Here is an 18,525-nt window from a genome sequence, read left to right on the forward strand (position 1 = left end):
CCTAGTGGCGTACTGACCGGTCACATCGCGATTGATGGATTGTCGACGTGGGGAACTACCGTCGACAGGGTCAGCCTTGATGAGGAGTGGGCGATGGCGTCGAAGCGTCTGATCGTGTCCGCGCTGGTCGCGGTGGCCGGCCTGGCCGCCGGGTGCTCGCTGGTGCCGGTGGAGGAACAGCAGGAACCCCGGCGTGGCGGCAACAGCAACGACACCGTCACCCGGTCGCTGAACGATGTGGAACGTTTCTGGACGTCCGAGTTCGGCCGGATCGCCGACGGCGCGAAGTTCGCCAAGGTGCAGGGCGGCTATTACCCGTACACGGAAGCCGACCCGCCGCCCTCGTGCGGGGGTCAGCCGTCCGAGTACCAGCCGAACGCCTTCTACTGCCCGGCCGACGACTTCATCGCGTGGGACGCCCAGCAGCTGATCCCGCAGTTGCAGGAGGACTACGGCCCGCTGCTGGTCGGGGTCGTGATGGCCCACGAGTACGGTCACGCCATCCAGGCCCGGGTGCTGACCGGGGAATTGCCGACGGTCGTGCTGGAGCAGCAGGCCGACTGCTACGCCGGGGCGTGGCTGGCCGAGGTGCTGGCCGGCAACTCCACGGCGTTCAAGAACGTGACCAACAAGCAGCTCGACGACGCCGTGGCCGGGGTTCTGACGCTGCGGGACCAGCCGGGCACGCCGGCCCTGTCCGAGGGCGCGCACGGCAACGCGTTCGACCGCATCCGGGCGTTGCAGGACGGCGTCGAGGAGGGCGTGGAGACCTGCGCCGGTTACAACCCGCGGAACCTGCCGGTCACCGAGGTGCCGTTCACCAACGCGCGCGACGAGGCCAGCGGCGGGAACCTCGCCTACGACGACGCCGTGCAGTTGCTGGCCGAGGACGCCCAGTCGTACTGGCAGCGCACCTATCCGCAGCTGGCCGGGGCGGAGTGGCCCGCGCTGCCCGTGCAGCCGTTCCGGGCCGGTTCGCCGCCGGAGTGCCCGCAGCCCGACGCGTCGGCCGAGGGCCGCGCGTTCTACTGCCCTGACGGCGACTTCGTGGCGTTCGACAGCACCGAGCTGGGCCCGGCGCTGCACCAGCGCATCGGTGACTACGCTGTCGGCATGCTGCTGGGTGACCTGTTCGCCCGGGCCGCGCAGGACCGCCGGGGCGAGGCCACCCGCACCGAGCGGGGCCAGCTCACGGTCGACTGTCTGGCCGGGTCGTGGACCAACGACCTGCTCACCCGCAACCAGCGGCAGAGCAAGGTGACCCTCTCCCCCGGCGACCTCGACGAGGCGGTCACCGCGCTGCTGGCCTTCGGCCGGGCCGCCGAGGGCGAGGGCCCGACGGCGTTCGACCGCATCGCCGCCTACCGCGAGGGCACGCTGAAGGGCCTGCGCGCCTGCACCAACTAGGATCGCCGGGTGCCGGAGATCGTGGAACTGCTCGCCTCGCCGATAACCCGTTTCGAGGGGCGTCCCTCGGACGGCCCGAAGCCGGCGCCGCCCGGTGAGCTGGTGACGCTCGTGCAGGTGCGGGCCGGCCTGGGCATCGTGGGCGACCGCTACTTCGGCAAGCCGGCCCACAAGGACGCCGCCGTCACGGTGATCAGCCAGGAGCAGCTGCCGCCGGGCACGGGCCTGACCGCGGTGCGGCGCAACATCCTCGTGTCCGGCCTGATCGTGGACGACCTGGTCGGCGAGATCCTGACCCTCGATTCGGGCGACGGTCCCGTACGCCTGCAGGTGAACCGCAAGGCCCACCCGTGCGCCTGGATGGACGTCACGGTCGGCCCCGGCGCATGGAAGGGCCTGCGCGGCAAGGGCGGCGTCCGCTGCACCCCCCTCGACGACGGCATCCTGCGTGTCGGCCCGGTCAAGGCCACCGTGGACTGAATCCCCCGAATGTCCGGTCCTGGGTCCCCATGTCGGGCGGTGTCCACGCGCGACGGCGGTGGTTAGCCTGGCCGCTGACGACGAGGAGATGGGATCGGTGCCCGGAAACGATGAGCGCGGCCGAGGCGGAACTGGAACAGCTCTTCCGGCGTAGCCTGGTGCGCATCGACGGGCCCGACGGCAGCCACGGCAGCGGCGTCTGGGTGGCCCCGGGACTTGTCCTCACCTGCGCACACGTGGCCGGCACAGGTGACGTCGAGATCACCTGGGAAGAGATCCGCGCTCCGGGGCGCCTGGTCGAAGCGGTGCCGCCCCGGCGCCGTGACCCCGACCAGCCCTGGCCCTGGCCCGACCTGGCCCTGCTCGAGGTGGCCGGCATTCCGGACCACCCCTGCGCCTGGCTCAGCGATCAGCGGCTGTCCGTCCAGACACCGCTCTTCCTGCTCGGACATTCCACGGTCTACCAGCGTGCACCGCAGGTGTCCTCGGCCAGCGGACGATACGGCGGCCCGCAGGAGGTGGACGGCGCCGAGATGTGGCGTTTCACCACCGACGAGGTCGCCCATGGCATGTCCGGCGGGCCGGTGCTCGATCTCCGCAACGGCGCCGTGTGCGCGATCGTCAAGTCGACCCGTCTCCCCGACAGCACCATGGGCGGTGTCGTCATCCCGATCGCCGGCCTGCGCGCCTTCTCGCCACACGCTCGGGCAATGCTCTGGAGCCGGCACGACCAGCACCACACGGGCGGTGTCTGGGCGGCGTTGCGCGAGGGGCTACGACGACATCCGAACCGGGTTCCGGCCTCGATCAACGCCGTCGAGGAGGCCGAGCTTCTGGGCCTGCTGAGCGGCGTGCGCGTCGACGTCGACCTCCCGGTCCTCTACCAACGGGCCGCGGACCGCCTGGCCCCGTCGTCGCTGGCCGGTCTGCGTGAGGTGGCGAACGCCCTCATGGACCGGCTGACACCGGCGGCGGGCCTGCACCCGCTGCTGGCGTTCACCGCGCATCTCTCGCAGCTGACGACCGGGCGGCCACGCGACGAGCTGCTCCGCTGGACCGAACAGGTCGCCATCCGGCGCGGCGAGTCCGACCGCTACGTGCAGTGGCGCCGGACGGCCGAGAAGCCCGAGGAGACGACCGACCAGCCGTCGGTGACGGTGCAGATCGCCCCCGGGGCGCTCGACCCGAACCGCTACATGGTGACGGTCTGGGTGAGCCGGCGCGCCGGGCACAGCGAGAAGTTCTACTGCGACGACAGCGGCACCCACACGATCAACGAGCTGCGGGCCATGCTGCCCGACCTGGTGAAGATCCCGCTGAAGCAGCTCCACGGCTGGGCGATCGTCGAGTTCGTGATCCCGCCCGACCTGCTCGACGAACGGTTCGAGGAGATCGCGGTCGGGCGGCGGTCCCGCCTCGGCCGTACGAACCCGGTTGTTCTGCGGGACCTCGAACGGCTCGCCATGGAGGAGACCTGGCACGGCTGGCGGGCCCGCTGGCAGAGCCTGCGGTCGGGCAGGGGCGCGGTCGAATGGCTCGACTGCGACGACCACACCGACCCCGACGCGCTGGACGGGCGGCTGCGCAACGGCCTCGACATCGCCACGGTCGCCGTCCCCCGCAACCTGAGCGGCACCCTGCGCGAACTGCTGGACGTCGCCGTAGACGCCGGGGTGCCGACGGTCGTGTGGCGGCGCCACGAGTGCCCCGGCCACGACGAGCGGCCCTGCTCGGGCGACATGTTCCGGGCGGGTCTGGAGAAAGAGCTCGGCGCGCATCAGGACCTGGCCCTGCCCGAGCTCGTCCGCAAACTGCGCAGCGCAATGGCGGCCGGGCTGAATCCCGAGTGCAGCGGCATCGTGCTGTTGTGGGACGACCCGACCCGGCTGCCCGAACCCGAGGCGCCGCTGCTCGGGCCGACCGCATGAACCATCAGGAGCGCCGATGAGCGAGTGGCACGTATTCAGCGGATCCGGGGAGCAACGGGAGTGGGTGCTGCCCGAGCCTCCGCCGTGGCGCCGGTTCACCGGCGGCCCCCTGGTCGAACCGCCCGGCGCCGACTGGTGGGAGCACCGGCCGGCCGACCTCGAACGCGCCCTCGCCTATCAGCCCACCGCGCGCGAGGTGGAGCTGGTCAACGTCGCGATCTATCTGCGGCGGCCGCTGCTCATCACCGGCCGCCCCGGCACCGGCAAATCCACGCTCGCCTACGCGATCGCGCACGAGCTGGGCCTGGGTCCGGTGCTGCGCTGGCCCATCACCAGCCGGTCGAGCCTGCAGGAGGCCCTGTACCGCTACGACGCGATCGGCCGCCTCCAGGACGTCAACCTCAGCGGGGAACCGACGGTCAGCGCCGACGGCATCGGGCGTTACCTCCAGCTGGGGCCGCTGGGCACGGCCCTGCTTCCGTACGGGAAACCCCGGGTCCTGCTTGTCGACGAGATCGACAAGAGCGACATCGACCTCCCTAACGACCTGCTGAACGTCTTCGAGGAGGGCGAGTTCACCATTCCCGAGCTGGCCCGGCACAGCACGCCCGAGGTGACCGTCCGCATCGACCCGAAGGGCACCGCCCGCGTCACCGGGGGCACCGTCCGGTGCCGCGCCTTCCCGATCGTGATCCTGACCAGCAACGGCGAGCGTGACTTCCCGCCCGCCTTCCTGCGGCGGTGCGTCCGTCTGGAGCTCGGCCAGCCCGACTCCGACCGGCTCGCGAAGATCGTGGAGGCCCACCTCGGACCGGACCTGCGGGCGAGCGCGTCCGATGTGATCGACGCGTTCCTGGCCCGGCGCGACGGCGGGGAGCTGGCGACCGACCAGCTGTTGAACGCGGTGTTCCTCACCCAGTTCACGCCGGACGCCAGCCGCCGCGAGCTCGTCGAGGTCGTCCTGCGGCATCTCAGCGACGAGGGCTGATCATGGAGACGGCGCGGCTGCTGACGGCGTTGCGAGCCGCGGATCCGCAGCTGACGCCGTTGGAGGCCGCCGAAGCGCTGTGGCTGGCCTGCGCGGCCGGTCCGCTGGCCGGGTCCGCCCGGCGCGTCGAAGCGGGAACCGTCCCGGCCGACGAGGACGACACCCCCGACCCCGCGTCGCCGTCCCCCTGCGCCGAACGCCCGAAGTCGCCGGCCGCGACGGAGAGAACGTCCGTACGGGTCCCGACCGATCCCGGCCCGTCGGCCCAGCTCGCCGAAGGGTCGCCGGTCAGCGTGCCCGACGCGTCGGCGCTGCCGTCGAGCCGGGCCGTTCAGCGGGCGCTCAAGCCGCTGAAGCGCCGGGTGCCCACCGCCCGCCGCCTGGTGCTGGACGAGGAGGCGACCGCGCAGGCGATCGCCGAGACCGGCACCTGGGCGCCGGTGTTCCGGCCCGCGTCGGAGAAGTGGCTCGATCTGGCTCTCGTGGTCGAGGCGACGCCCTCCATGGTCCCGTGGGACGCGATGATCGACGACCTGCAGAAGTCGCTGGTGCAGCTGGGCGCCTTCCGCGACGTACGCCGGTGGGAGATCCACGCCTCACGCCGCCACCCGGGTCTCGGCGTCTCACGGGAGAACCGCACACCGGAGGGTGCGGACGCCCGGGCCGATCGCAAGCCCAGCGAACTGACCGACCCCAGCGGCCGCCGGATGTTCTTCGTCGTCACCGACGCCACCTCGGTGAGCTGGCGGGACGGCGAGGGCGGAAAGGTGCTGGGCTCGTGGTCCCGGCACAGTCCCGTCGTCGTTCTGCAGCCCCTGCCGGAAAGGCTGTGGCACCGCACGGGCCTACGCACCCGCCAGGGAACCTTCCACTCGACCGTGCCCGGCGGGTCCACGAAAGACCTTCGTTTTGTGGAGCGCCGGCGCCGGCCACGTCCCCTCCGGCCGGACGAGACCGCCGTACCGGTCGTGGAGATCACCCCGAGCTGGCTCCGGTCGTGGTGCTCGATGGTGACCGGAGCCTACGGAGACACCACGGCCCTGGCGGCCGCCGTGGTGAGCGCGACCGGCAACGGTGGCGGCGCTCTTTCCGCAATGCCCGCCGAGGGTGGGACGGCCGACGAGCTGCTCCGGCGGTTCCAGGCCACGGCCTCGCCGCAGGCCTTCCGCCTGGCGACCCTGTTGTCGGCGGTGCCGCTGGAACCCGCCGTCATCCGGCTCGTGCAGAGGACCATGCTCCCCGATTCGGGGCCGACCCACCTGGCCGAAGTGCTGCTGGCCGGGATCGTGCAGGCCGGCGCGGGCGGTCCGGCGGGGTACGAGTTCCGGCCCGGCGTGCGGGGGTTGCTGCTGGACGACCTCCGGGTGTCGGAGGCCAACCAGATCGTCGAAGCCGTCTCCGCCTACATCGAGTCTCGGGGCGGGTTGCCGGGGCGGGCCTTTCCGGCCGTGGCGGCTCTGCCGGGCGGCGCTCCCAGCCCGGTGGCCGGCGAACCGTTCGCCTGGGTCCCGGCGGACGCGCTGCACCGCCTCGGCCTGGCCACCGAGAGTCGCGCCGAACGGCCTGGAGCAGAAGCACCTGCGGAGGCCGACCGCCCCTCAGACCTGCGGCAACGGCTGCCGTTCCTGCCGGACGACCTGGCGGTCATGGTTGTCGCGATGTTCGAGGAGATGGTGGCCCACGCGCCTACGGTTCGGCCGGGTTCGAGCGCCAAATTCCGGCTGTGTCTCTCGTTCGACGACTTCCGAACGATCGTGCCGTACATGGGCGACGTGCGCCGTGAACTGACCGAGCTGCTGACCGAAGCGGTGTCCAGCACGGAGGTCACGGTCGACCCGGAGAACGCGGTGCGGATCGACGCCGAAACCGACCTGACCGCAGGGCACTTCCGCGTGGAGCCGCTGTCCGAAGCCACGGTCACTACCGGGCAGACGACACCGCCTTCGGCCGAATATCCGGACACGCCTACGGTGGCCAGGTTCGAGGGACGGCTGGAGTTGCTGGTCGGGGGCGATCACAGAAAAGCCTTCAAGGGTGTGGTGCACCCGGTGGAGATCCTTCAGGCGATGCAGCGGGAGACCGAAGAGCATCGCGCCCCACTCGCCGGCGGCCGCACGCTGGTTCCCAACCGCTTTTTGGTCGGCCTTTCCCCGTACGACCACGCCCGCCTGGCCCATTACGCGGCCGCGCTCGCCCACGAGCTGGCGCAGTCCGAGGCCGAATTTATCGGCGAGAAGAACTACGTCGTCTACCACGACGTCATCGTGGAGATGGAACGGGAGGAAGGACTCGACAGTGGCATGTTCCGCGTCACCGCCGAAGTCCTCACCGAGGCTGACGACACGCAGCGTCAGACGAACAACCTGGAGCGCGGGCCGGCCTTGGCCGTCGGAGAGGTCCCCCAGCGGGAGACCGGAGCCTCGTTCCTGTCGCGCCTGTGGGGCAACCGCCAGAGCCGGCGCAACGCCTACGAACAGCTCAACCAGAGGCTCGACAATCAGGTCGGAGGTTCGTGGTCGACGACCGTCGGAGAGGTCATTGCTCCGGACGAACTTCTCAGGGCAATGTGGGACGAGGCAGGTTCATACACCTCCAGACTGGCCGGCAGGAAGGTTCCGGTTCCCGGGAAGTATCTGATCGATCTTCCGCAGCGCGACATCGATCGGCTGTCCTTCCGCCTCGGGACCCTCGCCCACGAACTGGCCAGGGCGATCGTGGAGCTGATCGCCGAGCGGCCCGACTGGACGCTCCAGGAGGGCGTCGTAGTCGAGATCGCCCTGGGCGCAGGTCTGCGCGCCGGGTCCTTCCGCGTGCAGGCTGAACACCGATCCTCACCAAGCGCTAGAGCGATCCCGAACCATCAGGCCGGGACCTCGACCGCCGTGCAGCCCGTGCAGGTCCTGAACGCCCTCCAGCGGGAGGCCGAGGCGAACAAGTCCGTTCTCCCCGAAGGCCGGATCCTGGTGCCGAACCACTACATGGTCGAGCTTTCCCCGGAGGACCACACCCGGCTGGCCCGTAGGTTCCCGTCGTTGGCCCAGGAGTTCGCACAGACGATGGCTGGGTTCGTCGGGGAACAGAGATTCACCATCTACGGCGACCTGCTGGTCGAGATCGAGCGCGGAGACGATCTCGAAACCGGCTTCTTCCGAGTTACGGCCGAGGTTTCCACGGGTCAAGCAGAGTAAGGAGAACGAACAAGTGTCGAGGCTGATTCAGGTAGCGCTTCCGAGCGGCCAGGTCATCTGGGCCAACGTGGCCGAGGGGCCATCCGACGTCGGGGGCATGGACGCGCTCCGCAAGATCTCGCTGGACGACCTTCGTGACACCGTTGAGGGCGTGGCCCAGACGGTCGCCGGCGCGGTCGAGCGGATCGCCCCCGATCAGGTCGGCGTCGAGTTCGGCCTCGAGCTTTCCCTGAAGACCGGGAAGCTCACCAGCGTGCTGGCCGAGGCCTCCGGCAAGGCCAGCATCAAACTCACCCTGAGCTGGAGCGGCGACAAGAGCCCCGCGCTGGCCGGAGACGGAGACGACAACGGAAACGACGACACCGGCGACTGACCGGCGCCCAACTCAGAGTTTCTTCGTGAAGAACACGCGGGCGAAGTCGTGCTGGGTCTCGCGATGGGTCTCCACGTAGCCGCGGCGTGGGTAGTAGGTGATGTTCTCGGTCATGACCTCGTTGGTGCAGAGGCGCACCTCCGGCCGGCCCAGGGTGTGTGCCTGCTGTTCGGCGAACGCGAGCAGCAGCACCCCGACACCCCGGCCCTGAGCCGACGGCGCGACGGCCAGGGTTTCGATGTAGACGTGGTCGGCCGGTGTCTCCAGGTGGAGCACGCCGACGATCTCGTCCTCGTCAACCGCCACCCAGCAGCGGCCGGCGGCGACGATCGTGGCGTAGTCGGCGTCCATCGGCATCGGGCGGCGGTCCATGCGCGGGACGTAGATCTCGAACGCGCGCTCGACCACGTCGCGTACGCGGGAAGCATCTTCGGGGCCCGAGGCCTGCCGCACATCCATGCCCGGAATGATGCCTCAGCGCCGCCACGCGCCGACCGCCAGGACGACCAGCCCGGTGACGAGCGCGATCAGACCGACGAGCATTCCCGCGTACGGCGACCGCAACCACCACCCGACGCCCGCCACCGCCAAGCCCGCTCCGGTCAGCACGAGGGCGATGGAGGCGCCGCCCGCCGGTTCCGGGTCGGCGCCCTTGCTTGTGGGTGCCGGCGATGCCGCGTACGGGAGTGAAGGGTTGTCGAACTCCAGGCGGGTCCGGCCCACGCCGATCACGTCGCCGGGGTGCAGGGGCTCGCGACCGTTGACCCGGTGGCCGTTGAGCGTCGTGCCGTTGGTGCTGCCGAGATCGTCCACCAGGAACCGCCCGCCGGACGGGGTGATCTCGGCGTGGCGCCGGCTCGCGTACGAGTCGGCCAGGCGCAGGTCGCTGGCCGGTCCCGTGCCGATCACGGTGGCGCGCTGCACCGGCAGGCTGAACGCCGACGTCTCGCCGTTGGCGTGGGTGACCCGCAACGACGCCGCCGGCGCCGGAACGGCAGCCGGCGCCGGCGACCGTGGAGCAACAGGGGGTGACTGGCTCCACGCTGGAGCGCCTGGGGCGGCCGGCGCCGCGAGCGGAGGCCCGGAGGCGGCCGGCACCTTCGCGAAGTGCAGGCGACGCAACTCCTCGGGGGGCAGACCCAGGTGCGGCGCCTCCGGCAGCGGATCCTCCCAGTACAGCGGCCTCACGAACGAAGGCCGCCCCAGGCGCAGGGCGCATTCCCATTCCGCGCGACAGTATTCCGAGATCATGGAATTACTCGACCAGAAAAGCTGGAAGACGTCGGCCTCGGCGATCAGCTCGAGCAGCCGCGGGCTCCACTGCTCGCCGGAGCGCAGCGTCACGATGTCTTGCAGGTATTGGTCGCCCAGGGCACGGGCGGCGACCGCGAACTCCTCGACCACGGCCCGGTCGTGGCTCGAATAGGACGGAAAGATCTTGCGGTAGCGGCGGATCGGCTCGGGCCTGCGCTCGACCTCGACGTCGCCCAGGGTCACCGGCAGGGCCAGCGACACCTCACCGATCACGATCGGGCCGCACCAGACGCGCACGAACCCGCGGATCACCTCGGGCGCGGTCGGCGCCACGCGTAACCGGAAGGCCAGTTCGTGCACGGGTTCCTGCCAGTCGAGGACGGCCTCGCGCGGGTTGCACTCGACGCCGGGCAGTTCGGGGACGACCCGGATCTCGGTGCCGCGGGTCAGGGGCTGACGGGCATCGACCGTACGGGGGGAAGGGTCTGCCCCGCCGAAGAAGCGCTCGGCCCGCTCCCGCACCTCGCGCACCGGGTCGATCGGGCCGGCGACCGGGTCGACCACGGGGTCGGACTTGTGCGCGAAGACCAGCATCGACTCCCACCGGCCGGGCGGCAGGCGCAGCGGGCGGTAGACGGTGAACTGCACGTCCTCGTCGATCAGCGGCGCCTGCCGGCGGGCGATCAGCGCGCACCCCTCGGCGACCACCAGGTCGGGTTCCTTGACGGTGATCGGCTCATGGCCGGTCGCCTCGGTGAGCAGGGCGCTCAGCAGCGGGATGCGGCTCGCGGCGCCCACCAGCAGGACGGCGTCGACCGTGGACCCGCCGAGCACGTCGCGGGTGGCGCGCAGGGCCCGCTCCAGCGTCGGCCGGGCCAGCGACTCGAACTCCTCGCGGGTGACGGTCAGCGCGGTGTCGGCCAGCGGCACGGTCAAGGTTGTCGTGGTCTCGGACGAGAGACGTTCCTTGAGCGCGCGCACCTCCTCCCAGAGCAGCAGACGGGCCGTACGGTCGACCGGGGTGAGCGGATCTTTCAGCCGTTGCCACACCGTGCGGTCGGCGGCGGCTATCCGGCCTCCGATGAACTCGACGAGGTCGGTGTCGAGGCGGATGCCGCCCGAGTCTTCGACGGTCTCGAAGGCCACGGTCTCGAACCCGTCGAGCGTGCGGCGGAGCAGTCCCGCGTCGCAGCTGCTGGCGCCGGCGTCGAAGACCAGCAGCAGGCCGCCGACCGGGACGGCGTCGTCGTCGGCGTCCACCAGATAGGCCCCGGCCGCCACCGCCTCGCTGACCACCTCGACGCCGGTCAGCCCGGCCCGGGTGACGGCCTCGGCCAGGGCGGCCCGCCGTGAGTTCTCCCATTCGGGCGGGCAGCCGACGGTGGTCTCGACGAATTCGTTGCCGGCGGCCCGGTGCACCTCGGCCGCGATGCGGGCCAGGTGCTGCGGGAGCATCGAACCGGCCCACAGCGGGTCGCGGTGGCCGGGATAGACGGGGTCGGCCGACGACGGCATGCGGGGCGAGTTGCCGGCCAGGATCGGCCGTGGTCGCATCCCCGGTGCGCGCAGCATCGCCACCGTCGAGGCGGATCCGATGCTGATCCCGACCCGCCAGCCCCGCGCCGACAACGTCATGCCAGGCATAGTGCCACGTGATCACCCCATTGCGGAGCGCCACAATGGGCTATCGATGGCCGCCGACGTGTTTGACGATGGCGTCGGCGATCGTGTCGAGGGCCAGGATCTGCTGCACGCGGCCGGTGGTGACGGCGGCCGCGGGCATCGACGGGAAGTCGGAGGTCGCCTCGTTCTGGGCCAGGATGGTGCCGCCGCAGTGGGCGATCGCCCGCACGCCGGCCTGCCCGTCGTGGCCCATGCCGGTGAGGATCACCGCGAGGGCGCGAGCCCCGCAGGTCACCGCGAGCGTCGACAGCAGCAGGTCGGCCGAGGGGCGGGCCGGCGGCAGCGGTCCGGTGGCGATCAGCCCGATGCGCGCCTCGGAGGTGACCAGCAGATGGTTCCCGGGCGGCGTGACCAGCACGTGGCCGGGGCGCATGAGGTGGTTGTTGGCGGCCTCCTCGACCGGAAGGCGGGCGGCGCGGGCCAGCACCGCGGGGAGCAGGCTGGCCCGGTTCGGATCCTGGTGCAGCGCCACCAGTACGGCCGCCGGCAGGTCGGCGGGCAGCGCGGCGAGCACGCGGGCCAGTGCCTCGACCCCGCCGGCGGAGGCGACGAGCGCGACGACCGGGAACGGGACCGGATACGCGTCGACCGGCTGCACGCGGTCAGGTTACGCCGTCCAGCCGATCGAGGGCGCGATGTGCCGGGTGGTCGTTTCCAGAATCCGGGCGTTGTACGCCACGCCCAGCTGATTAGGCACGGTGAACAGGATCGTGTCGGCGGCCCGGACCGCGGCGTCGGCCGCCAGTTCCTCGGCGATCCGGTCGGGTTCACCCGCGTACGTCCGCCCGAACCGTGACCGCACCCCCTCGAGCAACCCGACCTGGTCGCCCTGGTCCTGGCTCCCGAAATAGATCCGGTCGATCTCCTCGGTGATCGGCAGGACGCTGCGCGACACCGAGACCCGCGGCTCCCGCGTGTGCCCGGCCTCTTTCCAGGCCGCCCGGAAGAGCGCGATCTGCTCGGCCTGCAGCTCGTCGAACGGCACGCCCGTGTCCTCGGACAGCAGGGTCGAGCTCTGCAGGTTCACGCCGAGCCCGGCCGCCCACTGTGCCGTGGCGCGGGTGCCGGCGCCCCACCAGATGCGCTCGCGCAGGCCGGGCGACTGCGGCTGGATCGCCAGACCGCCGCTGACCCCGGTGCGGGCCGGGTCGGTGCGGGCCACCACCTGACCCGAGATCGCCTGCAGGAAGATCTCCGTCTTGGAGCGGGCCAGGTCGGCCGCGGTCAGCCCCTCGGGCGGCTGGTAGCCGAAGACCTCGGCGCCGCGCAGCACCGTCTCCGGCGATCCCCGGCTCACGCCCAGCTGCAGGCGGCCGCCGCTGATCAGGTCGGCCGCGGCGGCCTCCTCGGCCATGTAGAGCGGGTTCTCGTAGCGCATGTCGATCACGCCGGTGCCGATCTCGATGCGGCTCGTGCGGGCGCCGATCGCGGCCAGCAGCGGGAACGGTGACGCGAGCTGGCGCTCGAAGTGGTGCACCCGGACGAACGCGCCGTCGACGCCCAGCTCCTCGGCGGCCTCGGCCAGCTCGATGGTCTGCAGCAGCGAGTCGGCGGCGCTGCGGGTCTGCGACCCGGAGGCGTCACGCCAGTGCCCGAACGACAAAAAACCGATCTTCTTCTTCACACCCACCCCAACTCACCCCGGACTCGGGCTGTTCCACCGGCATACCCGGCCGTACGGAGGGTAAGCCGCATCCGATATAGGAGGAAGAACCGATATGTTCCGTTCACTTGTGGTGGCTTCGGCTCTGACCGCAGCCTTGATTCCGGGCGCCGCCGCGCAGGCCGCGCCCCGTGACGCCGCGTACCTGCGCGTCGCCCACCAGACCAACCTGGCCGAGATCGCCGGCAACCGGATCGCGCTCCGGAAATCGCCCGATCCGGACATCCGGGCGGTTGCCGTGCGGTTCATCCAGGACCACATGGCGATGGACGCCGAGGTGATCCGGGTCGCGGCCCTGCTGCAGGTCCGGTTGCCCGACCTGCCCAGCGCCGAGCAGCAGGCCCTCGGCAACCGCTACGAAGCCACGCCCGCGAGCCTGTTCGACCCGCTCTATGTCTCGACGCAGATGGCCGGGCACGCCAAGGCCCTGGCCGGTGCCCGCCAGGAGGCCGACCACGGCGACGACGTCCAGGTCCGCCAGGTGGCGGCGGCCGCCGTGCCGGTCATCGCCGCGCACCACCACGCCCTCGACACGGTCGGCTACGGCCGGCCCTAGAAGATCAGGGGCGTGTCGTGAGCTGGAACTGGTCGACGATCTGCTGCAGCTCGTGCGACATCACCTCGAGGCGCTCGGCCGTCTGCTGCGCCTCGGCCACCCCGTCGGCGGTCACCTGAGCCGCAGTGGCCACGCCGGACACGTTCTCGGCGATCTCGCCCGACCCGGTGGCCGCCTCGACGATGTTGCGGCTCATCTCGGCGGTCGTGGCGGTCTGCTCCTCGACCGCCGCCGCGATCGTCGTCGAGTGCTCGTTGACCTGGCCGATGATGCCGCTGATGCGGTCGATGGCGCTGATCGCGGCCGTGGTGTCGTGCTGGATGGCCTGCACCCGGGCCGAGATGTCCTCGGTGGCCTTGGCGGTCTCCTGGGCCAGATCCTTCACCTCGCTGGCCACCACGGCGAATCCCTTGCCCGCCTCGCCGGCGCGGGCCGCCTCGATCGTCGCGTTCAGCGCGAGCAGGTTGGTCTGCTCGGCGATCGCGGTGATCAGCTTGACCACCTCGCCGATCTCGGCGCTGGAACGGCCGAGCTGACCGATGGTTTCGCCGGCCTCACGGGCGCTGTCCACGCCGCTGGCCGCGACCCCGGCCGCCTGGCTGGCGCTGCCCGAGATCTCGCGGATGGCGGCGTTCATCTCCTCGGTGCCGGCGGCCACGGTCTGCACGCTGCGCGAGACCTCCTCGGCCGACGACGCCACCAGGCCGGACCGGCCGGAGGCGCTGGCCGCGGCCTCGGCGATGCGGTTCGAGGCGGTGCTCAGTTCGCTGGAGGCGCCGGAGAGCGTGCGGCTGTGCTCGCCGATCCGGCCGAACGCGCTGACCAGGACCTCGAGCGTGCTGTTGACGGCCCGGCCCATCACGCTCAGCTCGTCACGTCCGGCGTCCGGGGCCCGTACGGCCAAATTCTTGTCGGCCACCGCACGCAGGGTCGCCACCGTCGCGCTCAGCGGCCCCGTGATGCTCCGGGTGACCAGCACCGCCAGCAGGGCGGCCAGCGCGAGTGCGAGCAGACCGGCCACGATCATGAAGTTGCGGGCGGTGTCCGCGGCCGACGTCGCCTCGGCCTTCGCCGCCGTGGCGTCGTCGGTGGTGAGCTGGGTCAACGAGTCGATCGCGGCGATCATGGCGCGCATCCGCTCGGTCGACTCGCCGGCCACCAGGTTCCCCGCCTGCTTGACCGCGCTGGGCGTGCCCGCCCGGAAGAGGCGGATGACCTCGTCGTCGACCGCCATGTACTGCTTGTACGCCTCATCGGCGGCGGCGACCGCGGTGTCCGCGGCGGCCGGCAGGTGGCTGTCGCGCAGGCCGGCGATGCTCGACTCGAATGCCTCGCTGGCGGTCACGAAGTTCTTGCGCTGCCCCACCGTGTCCGAACTGGCGCCGGTGACGCCGCGCACGACGTCGAAGGCGTAGCCGTTCTGCCAGCCGTTGAGGTCGGCGGTGCGGAACTTGGCGACCAGTGCCTGCCGGCGCAGGTCATCGGCGGCGGCGAACTCGTCGGTGGCCGCCGACGACCGGTGCTGCCCCCAGAGGCCGATACCGAGGGCGACGACCATGCACAGGCAGACGCCGGTGAACGCCCCACCGAGGCGTAGGCCGATGCCGATGTTGCCGAGGAAGCGCATCACCTCCCGGACGTTATGTGGTGATCCACCGATCGGGGCGAAATCCCGTAAATGCCTGCGGGCGCACCAGTGTTTCCCCTGTGTTAACGCGGAGCGTGGTGATGATCGCACTGAGCGGAGGCGTCCGGGATGATCAACCGTCGGTAACATTTCGCGGGTCCTTCACCTTTGACTCCCGAGGAGCCCGTTTTGCCGTTCAAGGCTGAATACATCTGGGTCGACGGCACGCAGCCGACCGCCAAGCTGCGGTCCAAGACCAAGATCGTCGAGGACGGCGCCGAGCTGCCCATCTGGGGCTTCGACGGCTCCAGCACCAACCAGGCGCCCGGCGACAAGTCCGACTGCGTGCTCAAGCCGGTCTTCGTCTGCCCCGACCCGATCCGCGGCGGCAAGAACGTGCTGGTCATGTGCGAGGTCCTGCTGATCGACGGCACCCCGCACCCGACCAACACGCGGGCGGCCTGCGCCGAGGTCGCGGCCACGTTCGCCGACCAGGAACCGATCTTCGGCATCGAGCAGGAGTACACGTTCTTCAAGGACGGCCGCCCGCTCGGCTTCCCGATCGGCGGCGGCTACCCGGCCCCGCAGGGCGGCTACTACTGCGGCGTCGGCTCCGACGAGGTCTTCGGCCGCGCGATCGTCGAGGCCCACATGGACCTGTGCCTCGAGGCCGGCCTGCACCTGTCCGGCATCAACGCCGAGGTCATGCCCGGTCAGTGGGAGTTCCAGATCGGCCCGGTGGCGGCCCCGCAGGTGGCCGACGAGCTGTGGATCGCCCGGTGGCTGCTCTACCGCGTCGCCGAGGACTACAACGTCTCCGCGACCCTCGACCCCAAGCCGGTCAAGGGCGACTGGAACGGCGCCGGCGCGCACACCAACTTCTCCACCAAGGCGATGCGCGAGGACTACAAGGCGATCATCACGGCCTGCGAGTCGATGGGCGCCGAGGGCAAGCTCGAGGAGCACGTCGCCGGGTACGGCGCCGGCATCGACGAGCGGCTCACCGGCATGCACGAGACCGCGCCGTGGAGCAAGTACAGCTACGGCGTCTCCGACCGCGGCGCCTCGGTGCGCATCCCGTGGCAGGTCGAGAAGGACGGCAAGGGCTACATCGAGGACCGCCGCCCCAACGCCAACTGCGACCCGTACGTCGTCACCCGTCTCATCGTCAACACGGTGTGCTCGGCCCTGGCCGAATAGGCGTCCATGTTCCACGTTCTGCCCGGTGACCCGGGCTCGCCGGTGATCCTCCACGTGCCGCACGCGTCGCGGGAGCTCACCGGCGAGGCCCGGGACAGCCTGCTGCTCGACGAGGCGGCGCTGACCGACGAGCTCGACCACCTGACCGACGCCCACACCGACCTGATCGCCCTGCGGGCGGCGGACCGGGCGGCCGTACGCCCGTGGATCTTCGCCAACGGCCTGTCACGCCTGGTGGTCGACCCCGAACGCTTCCCCGACGAGCGCGAGGAGATGCGCTCGCGCGGGATGGGCGCCGTCTACACCCACGGTTACGCCCGGCGACGCCTGCGCGACGACGACCCCGTGCGGGACGCGTCGTTCGTCGAGGAGCATTTCCATCCGTACGCGCAAGGAATGACCACCCTGGTGGCCGACCGCCTCGCCGCGACGGGCCGGGCGGTGATCCTGGACGTGCACTCGTATCCCACGCAGGCGTTGCCGTACGAGCTGCACGCCGACGGCCCGCGTCCCGAGCTCTGCCTGGGCGTGGACGCGTTCCACACGCCGCTGTCCCTGACGGACACTGCAACGGGTGCGTTCGCCGCTTACACGGCCGCCGTCAACACCCCGTTCGCCGGCGCCTACGTCCCGCTCACCTGGTACGGACGGGACCGCGCAGTGTCGGCCCTGATGCTGGAGATCCGCCGCGACACGTACATGACCGAGCCCGGCGGCTCGCCGAACGAGGGTCTGGGCGACATCGCGGACGCACTGGCCGCGCTGGTGGATGCTGCCTAGTCGGCTTCGTCGGCCTAATCGCTGCCGAAGTCGAAGGCGAACGTGCCCGCCTCGATCCGCTCGACCAGCTCACCGGCGTCGGCGGCCTGGCGGAACGTGGTCTCCCAGCTCTCGCTGGAGACGTCGGCCAGCATGACGGGCGCCGGGTCCTTGCGCAGGTCGAGCACCAGCTGCTCGCGGGAACCGTCGCCGCCGATGATGGCGATGCCCGGGTGGGCGGCGGTCGCGTCGCGCCAGGCGTCGTGGATCTCCAGCATCTCGCGGGGCGAGTGGAGCCAGACCTGGCTGCCGCTCTTCTCCAGCCAGCCCCGCCGCAGCCACGCCGGGCCCTGCAGATAGGCCCGCCAGGCGGCCGGCAGCGGGTGGCCCAGGGCAGCCTCGGCCTCGGCGAACTCGTCGTCGCCGACCGGGCCGCGGAACTCGGCCTCCTGGGTGATCGCGCCGGTGAGGTGGCGGTTGAACTCGTCCAGTTCCTCGGCCGGGATCCAGTATTCGAGCACGCTGTCACCGCCGGCCTGCTGCACCGGGTAACGGTCGAGGTAGGAGCGTTCGACCTCGAAGCGGGTCACATAGCCGACGCCCTCGGCGGGCACGTTCCACTCGCGGGCGATCTTCGTGGCGTACCACCGGTTGAGCACCGGATAGAAGATCGGCTGGTCGGCGAGCCGGGGCGGCCAGGCCCGCCAGCCCGAGGCGGATACGAGGTCGAGTTCGGCCTGCCCGGTGGGCCGCCAGAGCGTCACAGTGTCGATGTTCCTGATCCTAGCCGTGGATGGGGTGGCTGTTCTGGAAAGCCAGCCGCTCGTCGGCCGTGTCGGCCAGCGCCGTCAGGTGGTCGTCCAGGTCGAGGAAGACTTCCCACGGCTCACGCCCCGAAACCGCGGCCAGCCAGTCCACGATCGAGACGGCGACGTCGTGCACGGCCCGCAGGTGGGCGCGGAGCCGCGGCGGGGCGTCCAGGTCGTCCAGCAGCAGCGCGGCGGCGGGCGGCAGAGGGGCCAGGTCAGGCGCGGGCCGCCCCGATCTCGTCGGCGTGCTCGGCCGCCCACTCGCCCAGCGCCACGATCAGCGGGAGCAGCGAGCGGCCGAGCGGGGTCAGGGCGTACCGCACCCGCTCGGGGGTCTCGGACCGGCTGATCAGGCCGTCGGCCTCCAGCGTGCGCAGCGTACGGGTCAGGATGCGGCGGCTCACCGGCTCGACCGTGCGGTCCAGTTCGTTGAAGCCGTACGGGCGCTCGGCCAGCAACGCCAGGATCAGCACGCTCCACTTCTCGCCGACGCGCCGCAGGATGTCGGTGGCCGCGCAGGAATCGCGGTCGGCCGCGGTCACGGGCAGGGGCAGCAGGGGTGACATCGATGTGCCTTCTTTCGGCGGCCGTCGGGTCGCTCCAGCATGAG

The 18,525-nt window shown here is 71.2% G+C and carries 15 protein-coding genes and 5 pseudogenes; 12 read left to right on the top strand and 8 right to left on the bottom strand.

Annotation, left to right across the window (positions count from 1 at the left end; genetic code table 11):
- Positions 1-93 precede the first annotated feature (93 nt).
- The 9 genes and pseudogenes from JIG36_RS11830 (at position 94) to JIG36_RS11855 (ending at position 8,364) form a co-directional block, all read left to right on the top strand.
- The gene (locus JIG36_RS11830; protein WP_203376150.1) at positions 94-1,407 is read left to right on the top strand and encodes a neutral zinc metallopeptidase; all 1,314 of its coding nucleotides are present in this window, start codon (positions 94-96) and stop codon (positions 1,405-1,407) included.
- 9 nt (positions 1,408-1,416) lie between these two features.
- A complete protein-coding gene (locus JIG36_RS11835; RefSeq protein WP_203376151.1) occupies positions 1,417-1,887 on the top strand; it encodes an MOSC domain-containing protein in 471 nt (156 codons plus the stop codon).
- A 110-nt stretch (positions 1,888-1,997) separates the two neighbouring features.
- Entirely contained in the window at positions 1,998-3,815 is a 1,818-nt protein-coding gene (locus JIG36_RS11840) for a VMAP-C domain-containing protein (protein ID WP_203376152.1), read from the top strand.
- Positions 3,816-3,831: 16 nt separating this feature from the next.
- Positions 3,832-4,803 (top strand): AAA family ATPase, encoded by a 972-nt coding sequence (locus JIG36_RS11845; RefSeq protein WP_203376153.1) that lies wholly within the window; start codon positions 3,832-3,834, stop codon positions 4,801-4,803.
- Positions 4,804-4,805: 2 nt separating this feature from the next.
- A pseudogene (locus JIG36_RS53235) lies at positions 4,806-6,209 on the top strand (SAV_2336 N-terminal domain-related protein); the annotation flags it as partial.
- A 564-nt stretch (positions 6,210-6,773) separates the two neighbouring features.
- Positions 6,774-7,181 (top strand): annotated as a pseudogene (locus JIG36_RS51815) (DUF3662 domain-containing protein); the annotation flags it as partial.
- Between the two features lie 108 nt (positions 7,182-7,289).
- Positions 7,290-7,607: pseudogene (locus tag JIG36_RS51820) on the top strand (FhaA domain-containing protein); the annotation flags it as partial.
- Between the two features lie 78 nt (positions 7,608-7,685).
- Positions 7,686-7,979: pseudogene (locus JIG36_RS51825) on the top strand (DUF3662 domain-containing protein); the annotation flags it as partial.
- 25 nt (positions 7,980-8,004) lie between these two features.
- The gene (locus JIG36_RS11855) at positions 8,005-8,364 is read left to right on the top strand and encodes a CU044_2847 family protein (protein ID WP_203376155.1); all 360 of its coding nucleotides are present in this window, start codon (positions 8,005-8,007) and stop codon (positions 8,362-8,364) included.
- 12 nt (positions 8,365-8,376) lie between these two features.
- Here the strand turns inward: JIG36_RS11855 and JIG36_RS11860 are convergent, their stop codons facing one another.
- From JIG36_RS11860 to JIG36_RS11875, 4 genes are read right to left on the bottom strand one after another with little or no spacing between them, the layout of a single operon-like run.
- Entirely contained in the window at positions 8,377-8,823 is a 447-nt protein-coding gene (locus JIG36_RS11860) for a GNAT family N-acetyltransferase (protein ID WP_203376156.1), read from the bottom strand.
- 15 nt (positions 8,824-8,838) lie between these two features.
- Complete coding sequence (locus JIG36_RS11865) at positions 8,839-11,253, bottom strand: Hsp70 family protein (protein WP_203376157.1); 2,415 nt, start codon at positions 11,251-11,253, stop codon at positions 8,839-8,841.
- Positions 11,254-11,302: 49 nt separating this feature from the next.
- Complete coding sequence (locus JIG36_RS11870; RefSeq protein ID WP_203376158.1) at positions 11,303-11,899, bottom strand: chemotaxis protein CheB; 597 nt, start codon at positions 11,897-11,899, stop codon at positions 11,303-11,305.
- Positions 11,900-11,908: 9 nt separating this feature from the next.
- Positions 11,909-12,925 (bottom strand): LLM class flavin-dependent oxidoreductase, encoded by a 1,017-nt coding sequence (locus JIG36_RS11875; protein WP_203376159.1) that lies wholly within the window; start codon positions 12,923-12,925, stop codon positions 11,909-11,911.
- 94 nt (positions 12,926-13,019) lie between these two features.
- Between JIG36_RS11875 and JIG36_RS11880 the strand changes: the two genes are divergently transcribed.
- Positions 13,020-13,520 (top strand): DUF4142 domain-containing protein, encoded by a 501-nt coding sequence (locus JIG36_RS11880; protein ID WP_203376160.1) that lies wholly within the window; start codon positions 13,020-13,022, stop codon positions 13,518-13,520.
- 4 nt (positions 13,521-13,524) lie between these two features.
- Here JIG36_RS11880 and JIG36_RS11885 read toward each other — a convergent pair whose 3' ends face one another.
- Positions 13,525-15,147: a methyl-accepting chemotaxis protein gene (locus JIG36_RS11885; RefSeq protein WP_203376676.1), complete on the bottom strand. Its 1,623-nt coding sequence runs from the start codon at positions 15,145-15,147 to the stop codon at positions 13,525-13,527.
- Positions 15,148-15,336: 189 nt separating this feature from the next.
- Here JIG36_RS11885 and glnII point away from each other — a divergent pair, with 189 nt between their 5' ends.
- Positions 15,337-16,347 carry a glutamine synthetase gene (gene glnII, locus JIG36_RS11890; RefSeq protein ID WP_203376161.1) on the top strand — a complete coding sequence of 337 codons (1,011 nt, stop codon included), beginning with the start codon at positions 15,337-15,339 and terminating at the stop codon, positions 16,345-16,347.
- Positions 16,348-16,353: 6 nt separating this feature from the next.
- Complete coding sequence (locus JIG36_RS11895) at positions 16,354-17,127, top strand: N-formylglutamate amidohydrolase (protein ID WP_203376162.1); 774 nt, start codon at positions 16,354-16,356, stop codon at positions 17,125-17,127.
- A gap of 413 nt (positions 17,128-17,540) precedes the next feature.
- Here the strand turns inward: JIG36_RS11895 and JIG36_RS11900 are convergent.
- From JIG36_RS11900 to JIG36_RS11910, 3 genes and pseudogenes are all read right to left on the bottom strand, one after another.
- A pseudogene (locus tag JIG36_RS11900) lies at positions 17,541-17,879 on the bottom strand (ADP-ribosylation/crystallin J1); the annotation flags it as partial.
- Between the two features lie 10 nt (positions 17,880-17,889).
- A complete protein-coding gene (locus JIG36_RS11905) occupies positions 17,890-18,048 on the bottom strand; it encodes a hypothetical protein (RefSeq protein WP_236046655.1) in 159 nt (52 codons plus the stop codon).
- 82 nt (positions 18,049-18,130) lie between these two features.
- The gene (locus tag JIG36_RS11910) at positions 18,131-18,481 is read right to left on the bottom strand and encodes a winged helix-turn-helix transcriptional regulator (RefSeq protein WP_203376163.1); all 351 of its coding nucleotides are present in this window, start codon (positions 18,479-18,481) and stop codon (positions 18,131-18,133) included.
- Positions 18,482-18,525: the final 44 nt, after the last annotated feature.

Origin of the sequence: Paractinoplanes ovalisporus (genome assembly GCF_016834655.1) — a bacterium.
Taxonomy (GTDB): domain Bacteria; phylum Actinomycetota; class Actinomycetes; order Mycobacteriales; family Micromonosporaceae; genus Actinoplanes; species Actinoplanes ovalisporus.

Coding starts and splice junctions, on each gene's coding strand:
- JIG36_RS11830 (WP_203376150.1), top strand. CDS start 94: ATGGCGTCGAAGCGTCTGATCGTGTCCGCGCTGGTCGCGGTGGCCGGC.
- JIG36_RS11840 (WP_203376152.1), top strand. CDS start 1,998: ATGAGCGCGGCCGAGGCGGAACTGGAACAGCTCTTCCGGCGTAGCCTG.
- JIG36_RS11845 (WP_203376153.1), top strand. CDS start 3,832: ATGAGCGAGTGGCACGTATTCAGCGGATCCGGGGAGCAACGGGAGTGG.
- JIG36_RS11860 (WP_203376156.1), bottom strand. CDS start 8,823: ATGGATGTGCGGCAGGCCTCGGGCCCCGAAGATGCTTCCCGCGTACGC.
- JIG36_RS11865 (WP_203376157.1), bottom strand. CDS start 11,253: ATGACGTTGTCGGCGCGGGGCTGGCGGGTCGGGATCAGCATCGGATCC.
- JIG36_RS11880 (WP_203376160.1), top strand. CDS start 13,020: ATGTTCCGTTCACTTGTGGTGGCTTCGGCTCTGACCGCAGCCTTGATT.
- JIG36_RS11885 (WP_203376676.1), bottom strand. CDS start 15,147: ATGCGCTTCCTCGGCAACATCGGCATCGGCCTACGCCTCGGTGGGGCG.
- JIG36_RS11895 (WP_203376162.1), top strand. CDS start 16,354: ATGTTCCACGTTCTGCCCGGTGACCCGGGCTCGCCGGTGATCCTCCAC.
- JIG36_RS11910 (WP_203376163.1), bottom strand. CDS start 18,481: ATGTCACCCCTGCTGCCCCTGCCCGTGACCGCGGCCGACCGCGATTCC.